The sequence below is a fragment of the Nocardia sp. NPDC004722 genome (assembly GCF_053601505.1).
Genome location: NZ_JBSGBY010000249.1, coordinates 1 through 11,539, shown reverse-complemented (window position 1 = coordinate 11,539; position 11,539 = coordinate 1). Strand labels below are relative to the sequence as shown.

11 protein-coding genes are annotated in these 11,539 nt (G+C 67.6%); 1 reads left to right on the top strand and 10 read right to left on the bottom strand.

Features of this window, described 5'->3' with window-relative positions:
- The 3 genes from ACWELQ_RS23495 to ACWELQ_RS23485 all read right to left on the bottom strand — a co-directional run.
- Window positions 1–182 (bottom strand): hypothetical protein (locus tag ACWELQ_RS23495; protein ID WP_452399198.1); only part of this gene is annotated, 182 nt, incomplete at its 3' end.
- Window positions 179–1,417, bottom strand: a complete 1,239-nt coding sequence (locus ACWELQ_RS23490) for an FG-GAP repeat domain-containing protein (RefSeq protein ID WP_452399197.1) — start codon at window positions 1,415–1,417, stop codon at window positions 179–181. The genes ACWELQ_RS23495 and ACWELQ_RS23490, both read right to left, overlap by 4 nt.
- A 26-nt stretch (window positions 1,418–1,443) precedes the next feature.
- Entirely contained in the window at window positions 1,444–3,162 is a 1,719-nt protein-coding gene (locus ACWELQ_RS23485; protein WP_452399196.1) for a hypothetical protein, read from the bottom strand.
- Between the two features lie 237 nt (window positions 3,163–3,399).
- Between ACWELQ_RS23485 and ACWELQ_RS23480 the strand changes: the two genes are divergently transcribed.
- Entirely contained in the window at window positions 3,400–5,241 is a 1,842-nt protein-coding gene (locus ACWELQ_RS23480; RefSeq protein ID WP_452399195.1) for a hypothetical protein, read from the top strand.
- A 13-nt stretch (window positions 5,242–5,254) separates the two neighbouring features.
- Here the strand turns inward: ACWELQ_RS23480 and ACWELQ_RS23475 are convergent, their stop codons facing one another.
- The 7 genes from ACWELQ_RS23475 to ACWELQ_RS23445 all read right to left on the bottom strand — a co-directional run bounded on the left by ACWELQ_RS23475 (window position 5,255) and on the right by ACWELQ_RS23445 (window position 11,538).
- Entirely contained in the window at window positions 5,255–5,731 is a 477-nt protein-coding gene (locus tag ACWELQ_RS23475; RefSeq protein WP_452399194.1) for a DoxX family protein, read from the bottom strand.
- A gap of 93 nt (window positions 5,732–5,824) precedes the next feature.
- A complete protein-coding gene (locus ACWELQ_RS23470; RefSeq protein ID WP_452399193.1) occupies window positions 5,825–6,427 on the bottom strand; it encodes a hypothetical protein in 603 nt (200 codons plus the stop codon).
- A gap of 27 nt (window positions 6,428–6,454) precedes the next feature.
- Window positions 6,455–7,426, bottom strand: coding sequence for an MlaD family protein (locus ACWELQ_RS23465; protein ID WP_452399192.1), 972 nt, complete (start codon window positions 7,424–7,426; stop codon window positions 6,455–6,457).
- Window positions 7,423–8,478 carry an MlaD family protein gene (locus tag ACWELQ_RS23460; protein WP_452399191.1) on the bottom strand — a complete coding sequence of 352 codons (1,056 nt, stop codon included), beginning with the start codon at window positions 8,476–8,478 and terminating at the stop codon, window positions 7,423–7,425. The genes ACWELQ_RS23465 and ACWELQ_RS23460 overlap by 4 nt, the downstream gene beginning before the upstream one ends.
- Window positions 8,475–9,572: an MlaD family protein gene (locus ACWELQ_RS23455; protein WP_452399190.1), complete on the bottom strand. Its 1,098-nt coding sequence runs from the start codon at window positions 9,570–9,572 to the stop codon at window positions 8,475–8,477. Before ACWELQ_RS23455 ends, ACWELQ_RS23460 begins: the two co-directional genes overlap by 4 nt.
- Window positions 9,572–10,543 carry an MlaD family protein gene (locus ACWELQ_RS23450; protein ID WP_452399189.1) on the bottom strand — a complete coding sequence of 324 codons (972 nt, stop codon included), beginning with the start codon at window positions 10,541–10,543 and terminating at the stop codon, window positions 9,572–9,574. The genes ACWELQ_RS23455 and ACWELQ_RS23450 overlap by 1 nt, the downstream gene beginning before the upstream one ends.
- Window positions 10,531–11,538 carry an MlaD family protein gene (locus tag ACWELQ_RS23445; protein ID WP_452399188.1) on the bottom strand — a complete coding sequence of 336 codons (1,008 nt, stop codon included), beginning with the start codon at window positions 11,536–11,538 and terminating at the stop codon, window positions 10,531–10,533. Before ACWELQ_RS23445 ends, ACWELQ_RS23450 begins: the two co-directional genes overlap by 13 nt.
- Window position 11,539: the final 1 nt, after the last annotated feature.

Genomic DNA, 11,539 nt, shown 5'->3' with positions numbered 1-11,539 from the left:
ATGTCACCGTCGAACACCGCTCCGGCCGGTGCCGTGGTGAGGTGGTTGATGCTGGTGCCGCCGAAGCTGGTGCCCCACGACAGCATCGGCTCCACCGCGTCGGCCGCGGGGGTGCCGAGCGCGGCGCTCATCGCCAGCGCGCTGCCGGTCACCGCCAGTCCGGCCGTGATCATGTTCTTCATCGATCCTGTTGTCCTTCACCGGGATTGAGTGGAATGCGGTTGCGCAGCACGGCCACGGACTCCGACAGCATGCTCATGGAGATGATGTCGTCGTGGCGGTCGTTGTCCAGGTGCGCGGCCTGGCCGGCCTGCGCGCCGAGCCCGATGCTGTGCTGCTCGACATAGCTGAAGGTGCGGTCGCCGTTGTTGCGGTAGACCATCGCCGTCGACGGAACATATTGCAGGGCAGCGATATCCTTGCGCCCGCTGCCGGTGAAATCGCCGATCGCGACAGCACACGGGGCGATCGGCCCGAAGGTCAGCTGCGGCGGCCCGAAATTGCCGTGGCCGTCGCCGTACATGACCGAGAAGCTGAACGCCGCGACATTCGCGGAGATGACATCGACATTGCCGTCGCCGTCCATATCGACGGCCTTGAGATCCTCATCCGGCAGCGGCAGCAGATTCCAGCGCGGCGGCAGGAAGCCGCCGTGCCGATCGTTGATCAGCACCCAGAACCCGGTGGTGCCCAGATCCCCGGTGATGATGTCGTCGTAGCCGTCATTGTCGACATCGGCGACCAGCACCGTGGAACGCAGCAAACCCGCTGCCAGCCACTGTGGTTCGGCGAAATGACCGGTGCCGTCATTGTGCATGACACCGATCGCGCCGGGCACCGGCACCAGATTGTTGAAGGCGATGTCCAGATGCCCCGTGTGGTTGAAATCGCCGAGCTCCACACCCACCGGCAATCCACCCGTGCGATAGGTGACATTCGGATTCGGGTCGCGTGAATACACCCGGTCGACGGTGAAGTTTCCGCTGCCGTCATTGAACAGCACCGTGATACTGAGCTGGTTGCTCACCACCAGGTCCAGATTCCCGGTGCCGCGCAGATCGCCCGCCACCACGGCGTTCGCACCGATCTCGGTGGGAATGAACTGGGTTCGGCGCAGTGTGCCGTGCCCGTCGCCGCGCAGGATGGCGACCCCGCCCGCCACCCCCGTCGCGGCCACCGACTGATTGCCGTCGTGGAAGAAGTCACCGGTGGCCATGGTCTGGGATCCGTACCCGGCACCCAGCCCGCCCGCGTAGTACTCGACCGAATCCTCGAACACCGGATCCGGTCCGCTGGACCCGGTGAGGCTGGACCCGCCGTCCGGGGCGGCGCTCACCACGCCCGGAACGCTCAGCCCGGCCAGCGCCAGCGAGGCCGCCAACGCGCCGGTGGTGAGCAGCGTCTTGTGTATCGACATGTGTTGCTTTCCTGGAGAATCCGGCGTCACTGCGGGATGCAGTCGTGCCAGCCGGGGCTGGAGGTGAGGTTCTGGAGGAAGATCTGCGGCCGCAGCACCTGCTCGAGGGTGGCGCGGTCGGGGACGGTCACGCACAGGCTCGGACCGTCGTGGCCCTGCGGCGCGTACTCGGTGGCCACCGCCCGCGACAGGCCGTCGATCGGCGTGCTCAACGCGTCGCACGCCGCCTGGTCGGTGTCGGCGCGGCCGTAACAGTTGAACCACGCCATGGCGTAATGCACCGACAGCGCAGGCGATTTCGCGTTGTGCGGCACGCCCAGCCAGTTGATGGAGTCGCCGTGGCTGCCGCCCTCGTAGGTGACCGTCATCATCGGGGAGGTGCTGCGCGGGTCGCGGCGCTCGAAGTCGTAGAGGTCCTTGGTGCCGATCGGACCGTCGGTCGCCGAGAGGATCGGATTCGCGATGATGAGCCCGTTCTCGTTCAGCCCCGGGATATCGAAGTCAGCGGTCTGGAACTGCACCGCCGCCGACGCGGGAGCCTGCGTGAACCCGGACATCCCGACGAACGAGTCGACCCGGGGGATCGGCCGCCCGTCGTAGCCGTGACCCTGATCCTGCCAGCGCAGATACGACGACATGCCGATCGAGCCGACCGACTGGCCCCACAGGTTGATGTGGTCGAGATCCAGCAGATCCAGCCACGGATTGCGCTGGTTCTCGCCCTCGGGCGCATACGCCGGATTGATCCGGACCAGGCGCGGATTCTGCAGGCGCAGCAGGTTTCCGACCTCGTTGTTCAGATCGCTGATGGCCGTGATGTCCTGGCCCGCCACCCAGCGCGTCACGTCCTGGGCGTCCAGGCACGAACCCGGCGCGAAACAACCCCACGACGCCAGCAGCGGAGTCAGCAGGTCCAGCGCGTTGCCGTCACTGGCCGGCTGTCCGGCCTGGGCGAAAGTGAAGCTGATGAACCCATTGCGGGCCGCGCCCATCGCGTACATGCCCACATCGCTCTGATGCTCCGACGCACCCGGGAAGCCGATGGTCACCGGGTACTTCTTGGTATCGGGGTGATCCGGGTCGACCCCGGCGGGGAAGAACGCCTTGCCCGCCAAAGAGATTCCGCGCGCGTTCACGATGCGGAACTTCTTGACCGTGGCCACCTTGAACGCCGCGCCCGACTCGGCCGGGGCGCAGCTGCCGTCCTCGGTCTCGAACCACACCGTGCCGTCGGGGTTGTTGCACGGCAGCCGGTACTGCGCCTGCGCGTAGGCCGGATCGTCGTAATCGTCGTCGTGCAGCGCGTCCTCGGCGTCCGCGACACCGAAGCGCCCGTTGTGATTCCAGTCGGGAACGTAGGCCGGATGGGTCGGCAGCCCGAGCCCGAACGGCGCGACGTGGGTCAGCGCGTCCCAGAACTTCTGCGCCGCCGCCGCGGCGCCCGACGCGCCCTGCGGGGTGTGCCAGGTCTCCGGTTTGGTCAGATCCACGAACGGCTCGGACAGTCGCCCCGCCGTGTCGAGAATGCCCGCCTGCACGAAGTATTGGAGCTGCCCGGGGGTCAGCGCGTCGACGAAGGTGCCCGTGAACAGCTGCCCGATCTCGGTGAACACGTACGACGGGTCCGGCGGTTGCGGCCCCGGATAGGCGTCGGCCTGCGCGGGGGCGGCCGCCAGCCCGCCCAGCGTCAGCAGCGCCACCGCCGGCAGCGCTGCCAGACCACGAATACGACGGGCTCTACGCACCCGGACCTCCTGCTTCACCTCGATCGCGACCCGGATCGACTGTGATCCGGGTCTCCCTCGGATTAAATTGGCTCAGACACATTGGCGGCAGTTCGCCGGAAGACAGGTGGTTGACATAAAACGTCAGATTCCGTGCGGCTGATAACGACAACAACTTGGCTGATCACGCCCTCGCGTGCGGTGCACCTCGTGGATTTCACTGTCTGATGCACTGCGGAGAAAGAGGGAGGATCCATCGTGAACGTTTCGACCCGGGCTCGGATTCGCTGCGCCACAGCGATATTCGCCGTCGGCCTGCTGGGCTGTGCTTCCGGCCTGGCGGGCTGCGCCACCGCGCCCGCCGCCGCCGAACCGCCCGAGCCCGCCGCGACGGCACCGGCCACCACGGACACCGTGGACCCGGCCTACATCCTGCAGAACATGGCCATGCTGCTGCAGGGCTACCAGCACGACTGGGCGCAGCCCGCCGAATGGCAGTACTGGATCGCCCATCTGACCAGCCTCCCGGGCCGGGCCTTCGCCGACCTGGCCCCCATGCTGGATCCCGCGCAGTACCAGGGTCCGGACGGGCAGCAGAAGCTCCGCGACAATATCGAGAAGGTCATCGACGAGTCGGTCCGGCAGTTCCCGACCGTGCTCGGCGCACAACCGCTCCCGGCCAACCGGCTGTTCCTGCCGAACTGGAGTCACAGCGGCGTCTTCGGCGATCCCGCCGACAACACCCTCGACGGCGACTCGCTCACCAGCAGCCCCGGCAATGTCGGCCTGACGGGTGCGTTCCGCTACCCCTGCATTCAGCCCGACGACACCGTGCTCTACGAAACTCGTAGCGGCGACTGCGTTTCCGGTGACACCCCGGGCGCGGACTTCAAACTGGGGGAGGCTCGCAAGATTCAGATCGTGAACGCGCGGGGCCTGCGTCTGGCGGCGACCCTGTGGCTGCCCGATGACGCGATCCATCCCGCGCCCGGCCACAAGTTCCCGATGACCGTGTTCACCAATGGCGCGGCGGTGCCGCAGTCCTCCTACTACGCCTACACGATGACGGCGGTCCGGCACGGCTACATCGGACTCACCTACGACGAGGCCGGGCAGGGCGCGAGCGACGGCACCGTGCTGGATCAGGTTGTCCCGTACAACACTCCGCACTGCTTCGCGTCGGGTCCGTGCCGGGATGTCGAGGATGTGGTGCGCTGGGTGGTCGGCGACGACATCCTGCCGTCGTCCGATACCCAGACCGTGCTCGGGGACACCTCCAGCCTGGTCGGTTTCTGGAATACCGTGCACATTCCGCGCCTCGGCCAGCGCTACGACCCGGCCTACGCGCCCGCGGGCGACAACGACCGCAACCCGGTGCTGGATATCGTCGACACCGACCGGATCGGCCTGATGGCGCAGTCCATGGGCTCCATCGCCACCAGCCACTACCTCTACGACATCGGCCAGGGGCAGGGCATGGACGGTCGGCCGCTGCCGAAACCCGCTGCGGCGGTGCTGATGTCGGGCTTCGAACCCAGCTTCGGCAATGTGCCGACCCAGATCCAGACCGCCGACACCGACATCCCCGGCGTCACCGACGGCGGCGTCTTCCCGGTCAACGACATCGATATCGGCGGCGCACACATCGGATTCGATCCCACCGACGGGCCGCTGGGCGGCAAGTCCTGGTACGACTGGGTGCGCCGCAATGCTCGCGGTGACGCGCCCCTGCAATTCCTGGTGTTGAAGGGCGGCAGCCACGGCGACACCTCGAACATCGACTTCGCCACCCCGCGCGCCGTGGGATCCTGGGCCGCCTCAACCCATTTCGCCGTCGACTGGCTCGACTGCAACATTCAGAAGTCCGCCGACGCCTGCGCCCGGGCCACCAGCCCGGACGCCAACCTCTCCGAGTCCACCGCTGCCGAAGTCTCACCCCAGGGTGCGGCCGGGCCCAGCTACTGCTTCACCACCCCCGGCCGCAATGACCTCGAGACGCTGCTGTTCGGCCCGCTGAAGGTCGCGCTGTCGCGGCTCTACGGCGAGCCCGACCCCGCGCCCTGCGTCCCCGCGGGCACCCCGATCCCCTTCAATCCGTAAGGGCGGCCCCCCTTCAATTGGGAAGGGCTGCATCGTCGGCCGGTCGCGTCTGCCCGCGCGACCGGCCGCGTGTCGACAGCAATGTGTCGAGCGCGAACGCGCCGGGTCCCAGGACGGCGATCAGGAAGAAAGACCAGCAGAACAGGGCCGCCGGTTCACCGCCGTTGACGATCGGCAGGATGCCGTGTTTCAGATGCACGGTCAGGAACGCGTAGGCCATCGCGCCCGAGCAGAGCAGCGCGGCCAGCCGGGTGCCCAGGCCCAGGGCCACCGCGGCCCCGGCCACCAGTTCGATGACGCCCGCCCACCAGTGCGGCCAGGCGAACAGTGCCGGGAGGTGGCCGTAGGCGTGGACGGGCTTGCCGAACAGTTCGGAACAGCCGTGCAGGGCGAAGGAAATGCCGATGAGAATGCGGAACAGACCCAGCACGACCCCGCCGACCGTGGCGGGTTCGGTCCGGGGGCGCGTCGGCGCGGTCAACAGGTGCATGACACATCTCCGAGTCGGGTATCTCGGGTGAGCAGGGGGTCTCACCTGGACTGATACCACGAGACAGCGCGCTCGAACGTTCAGAAGATCGAATTATTTGAGGGGGAGCGCACCGTCCATGCCGCCGACGTCGGTTACCTTCCAGTCGGAACCGCTGTCCACGGTCACGTTGTAGGTGACCGTGGTCTGCGCGCCGTCGGGGTTCTGGGCATTGGTGGAGGTGACATTGATGAAGACGTTCACCTTGTAGACGCCCGCGGATTCCGACATCACCTTGGCGGTGATCGGCGTGGCGGTGGAGGTCCATTTCAGGGGAGTCAGGATCTCCTGCAGCTTCGGCGCGGAGGTGTCGAACTTGGTGGCCAGGGCGGGCGCGGTATTGGCCTTCAACCGGCCCACCCAGGAATTGAAGTCGGCGAAATTGACCGTGGACGCGCCGACCGCGTAATCGGTGGCGACCTGTTCGGCGTGCCGGTCGTCGGCGGAGCGGGCGTCGCGGTGGGAGAGGTCGCGGCGGGCGGCGATCAGGAAACCGGCCAGCGTCATCACCGCGATCGCCAGGATCGCGACCGCGGCCGTCCAGCCGATCGACGACAATGACAGCGACACCGTGCGCGGTTGGGGACGGGTACGCGCGACAGGCGCTGCGGTGTCGGCGGATTCGGCGGTTTGTTCGGTGTCCGCGTCCTTTTCCATTGCTACTCCCAGTCTTTCGTGTGGCGGCTACTTCACCGAGATCTGCACGCGCAGCGTCCCGTCGGGGCTGGTGGTGTGCACGGCCTGCGCGAGGAGCGCGCCGAGGTCGAGCTTGCCCGCGGCGTCGACGCCCGCGGTGGCCAAGGGCTGGAACAGCGGAATGAACGGTGCGAGAGCCGGTCCCAGCTCGTGCAACCGGGTGGTGAGCTGATTGAGCAGCGGCACCAGCCCGATGGTGTCCGGGGTGTCCACGAGATAGTCGCCCGGCACATCGCCGACCCGGATGACCCGGGCGATGGCCTCGGCCACGTCGGCGACGCGCGGCCCGAAGTCCGCCCACGGTCCGGCCGCGTCCACCAATGCCGGTCCCGCCCAGGACATGTCGGTGGCGTGGTCCTGCAACGCGGTCAGCAGTCGGCGCAGGGCGTCGGTGCGGCTCATCAGGGTGGCGGCCAGCAGATCGGTGGAGTGCGAGAGTTGCGGCACGATCTGCTCGGTCCCGGCCAGCGCGCGGGTGAAGGTGTCCACGATGGAGGTCAGCGCGGCCGGATCCACCTGCCGCAGCAGGGCGGTCAGCGTCTTGGCGACCTCCGGGACCGACAGCGGCCGGGTGACCTGGTCGGCCTGCACGGTCTGGCCGTCGCGCAGATACGGTCCCGCGTCACCGGCGGGCCGGAAGTCCAGCGAGGGCTCGCCGAGCGCGGACAAGTCCTCGATGCGGGCCGGACTGCCCACCGGGATGCGGTATTTCGCGTCCACCCGGAAATCCACCCGCACGCCCCGCCCGACATGCCGGACGGCCGTCACCCGCCCGACCTCGATGCCCGACAGCAGCACCTTCGACCGCGGCAGCAGCCCACCGGATTCCGGCATCGACAGGGTGACGCGCAGGTCGTGGCGGAACCAGCCGACCCCGGCCACCCCGAAACCCAGATAGAGGCTGCCCGCGATCAGGATGACGAGGATGCTGCCCAGTGAGAGAAGGGAATTCGGCCTCACCGCACCACTCCGATCATGCGCAGCGCCCGGGCGACGGCATCGACCTGCGGGTCACCGGCCAGCGGCGGGGCGCCCTCCACGGTCACCCCGGTGATGTTCACCTGGGGTGCGGCGGCGAAGGGCACCACCTTGTCGCGCACCAGCGCCACGAACCGATTCAGGTTCGACGGCGCGCTCAGATCCAGCGGGTTGGACCCGAACAGCAACGGCACGAACGCTTTCGCGGTGGCCTCACCGGCGGTGAGCAGCGGCCCGAGCCAGCGGATCGCCTGGGCGATGATGCTGAGATTGCCGACCACGCCGAGGGTTTGGATGAGCGAGTTGGCGTCGGCGGGAATCTCGACGGACCCACGCGGGCCCAGCAGTTCGGCGAGCTGACGCGGATTGTCCAGTATCGCGCCGAGATCGGCCTGGATGCCGTCGAGGAAGCGGTCGACGGTATCCAGATTGCCGCTGACGTCCTCCACATCGCGGCCCAGCGTGCCGAAGATGCGCGCGGTGTCGGCGGGCTGCTCGGGCAGCACCGCATTGGACTGGTCGATGATCTGCTGCACCTGGTGCAGCGCACCCCCGCCGATGAACTGCGACAGCCCGGCCAGCAGATCCTCCACCTGCAACGGCGCCTTGGTCCGCGCCAGCGGGATCACTCCGCCCGGGGAGATGGTCTGGTCGAAACCCGTTGCGGGCGTGGTCAACCCGATGAATATGTCGCCCAGAATGGTGTTCTGGTGCAGCTGCGCGAAGGTGGTGGCGGGCAACCGCACCGAGGCGGAGATCTCCACCACCGCCTCGACCCGGCCCGGTCCGGCCGCAGACGGATCGATCACCCGCACCGAGCGCAGGCTGCCGATCTTGGCGCCGTTGGCGACCACCTTCGCCTGCGCGGGCAGATTCAGGGCATTGGTGAACTCGATGGTGACCGGATAGGTGGGGCCCGAGACGGTCGCACCGGGCATGGGCACCTTGGCCGGGTCCAACGCGCAGCCGGTCACGGCGACGGCCAGGCCGAATGCGACTGCGGCGCAGCGGAGTCGAAGCGTCGAGAGTCTCATCGCGCACCTGCCAATCCGAGCACGAGAGGAACGAGATTCACCGAGGCCAGCCCGCCGTCGCCGCGGCAATGCCCCGGCACCGTCGCGTCGACCACCGCGCACACCCGATCGGCCAGGTCCTGCGGCAACGCGACCTTCGGTGCGGCGTAGGTGATCCGGACCTGGCCGGTGTCCGGATCGACGGCCTGCTGGAAGGCGTCGGCCAGCGACGGGATCATGTCGATGATCTTCTTGAGCGTGCCGATATTCGCCGACAGCAGTTTCAGATACGGGATGATCTCGTCGAGCCCGTCGAGGATCTCGTGCCCGTACTTGCGCGAAATATTGTTGAACATGGGGAAATCCACCAGCAGCCCGTTCAACAGCTGCACGGCGCTGGCCCACACCTCGTTGACCAGGGTCAGGCCCGGCGCGAAATCGGTGAGGGTGTGCTTGATGTCGGCCCAGTTGGCCGACACGCTCGCGGCCAGTGAGGCGAACGCGTCGATGAGGTCACCGAGATGTCCGATGGCGGCGTCGGGCTGCCGCAGCGCGGTGCCGAGATCCTTGATGAGCTGATTGAGCTGCTGGCCGGTGTTGTCGGTGGCCTGCTCGAAGGCGGCGACCGCGTCGCGCACCCGGGTGCTCTCGGCCGGATCGCCGGAGCCGTTGAGCTGATCGGCGAGCCCGGTGAAGGCGCGCAGCGTCTCGGTGATGCTCTTGGGCGTGAAAGTCTTGGTGATACAGGTGGATCGGTGCCAGTCGGTGCGGGACTTGTTGTCGCCCAGCACCTCCAGATCCCGATCGGCGAGCAGGGTATCGGAGACGGTGGTCGCCATGACCTCGCCGCGCAACGGATGGTCGGCCTGCACTTCGAAATCGACTCGCACACCCGATCCTTCGGCCCGCAGCGCGCGCACCGTGCCGACGGGGATGCCGAGCATGGTGACGTGATTGCCGGGGTAGAGGCCCACGGCGTCGGGCATGATCGCGCAATAGCCCTGTGTCTTCTTCAATGGATCGAAGGCGATCAGATAGGCCACCACCGCGATGAGCACCGCTGTCGTCACACCGACGGCGGTGAGGAAACCCTGCGAGGCCAGTACGCGTTTCATCAGCACCCCCGGCCGGGGACCGGGACGCAGATGGTGACCGCCGACTGGTCCACGACGATCCCGCTCGCGGGTGTCACATCCTGTTTCAACCGCAATTGCAGCCCGGTGAGGTTCGCCACCAGCGTGTCGAGCCGCGCACCCAGATCCTTCAGTTGCGGCAGCGCTTCGAGCAGCTTGTCCACCAGCGGTTCCAGCTGGGTTCGCCAAGTCGGTTCGAGTCCGGCGATGCGCGCCAGCAGCTCACCCGCCACCCGCAGCGCCTCCTTGATCGCCGCCGCCTGACCCAGCCCCTCGGTCTCGAGCAGTCCGATCTTGCGCACGAAGGTGCCCAGCAGCGACTTGTTCTGGTCTATCGCCGTGAGGAATTCGTCGGTCACCGTGAGCGCGCGCGAGACCTCCGCGTTCTGGCGGTCCAGAATGCCGACGATGGTCTGGGTCGCATTGCCGATGCGGCGCAACGCGTCCGGGCTGCCGGTCAGCGAACCCTCCAGTGCCGCCAGGTTCTTGCGCAGCGTGTCGCCGTCGACCTGGGCGACCGGGGTGGCGGCGTCCTGCAGGGTGCGAATCAGGCTGTAGGGCAGGCGAACCCGGTCCGGCGCGATCACCGACCGGCCGAGCGGCTTGTCCCCGGCCGGGAACGCCGCCACATAGTGGCCGCCGACCACGGTCAGCATGCGGACTTCCAGGGTGGTCTGATCGCCGAGCACGACATTGTCGCTGACGGTGAAGGTCATCCGCACCCGATCCGGCAGCAGCCGTAGCGATTTCACGCTCCCGACGTGCACCCCGGCAATGCGGACCTCGTCACCGGCGTGCACGGAGCGGCCCTCGGTCAGATCCGCGGTATAGGTGGTCTTGCCGATCGGCAGCGCGTACAGCACGCCGACCGCGACGAGCAGCACCACCAGCGCGGCCGCGCCGTAGAGGCCGAACCGCAGGTCCCGATCGGTGCGGGATGTCAGCCATTGCATATCGAGATCCTCTGGCCGGAAATGAGAATCGACAGCGGATCGGGCAGCGGGGCCTGCCCCTTGGAACACGACAGCTGCAATTGACCGGGAGGTACATCGGCGGGCGGCAGCAGATTGTTCATCGACTGCAACAGCCCCGGCAGCGTGCCGAGCAGATCCAATGCCGCCTGCGGATCGGGGAACAGCAGCCGGAAATCCTTGTCCAGGCTCGGATTGTCGAAGACCGTGAGCCCGAGAATCGACATGATGCTGTTGAGCGGCGCGAGCGTGGACGGGGTGACGGCGGCCAGCTGCAACAGCCCGTCCACCTTGTCCTGGAACACCGTGAACACATCCGCCAGCCCTTTGAGCAGGGTGATCAGATACGGGGACTTGCCGCCGACCTGATCGGAGATCGACCGCAGATTGGACACGATGGCGCTGAGCACCGTCTGCCGGTCGGTCACATAACGGCTGAGCTTCTCGAAAGCGTCCAGGGCGGGCCCGATTCCGGTGCCGTCGCCCTGGATGACCGCGAGCACGCTCTCGGCGAACTTGTTGAGCGCGCCGGGGGAGAACTCCTGCAATACCGGCTGTAGGCCGTTGAACAGCTGGGTGATGTCGAAGGACGGCACGGTCTGGCCCACGTCGATGGCGCTGCCGGGCGACAGCCGGGTCCCGGGGGAATCCGGTTGCCGGACATCGATATACCGCTGCCCGGTGAGGGATTGATAGCGGATGGCGAGCATGCTGGCGGAGTAGATCGGCCGCTCGGACCGCACCGTGAACCGCACCCGCGCCCGTGTGCCCCGCAATTCGATGCCCGAGACCTTGCCGACCTGCACCCCGAACATGCGCACGTCGTCACCGGCCTTCAACCCGCTGGCATCGGTGAATTCGGCGCTGTACCCGTCGGTCCGGCCGCCGACCGGGCGCGTGATCGCGGTGATCACGACCGCCAGCAGCACCCCCATGACCGCGGCGAACACCCCCAGCCGCACCAGCACCCCGCGCAGC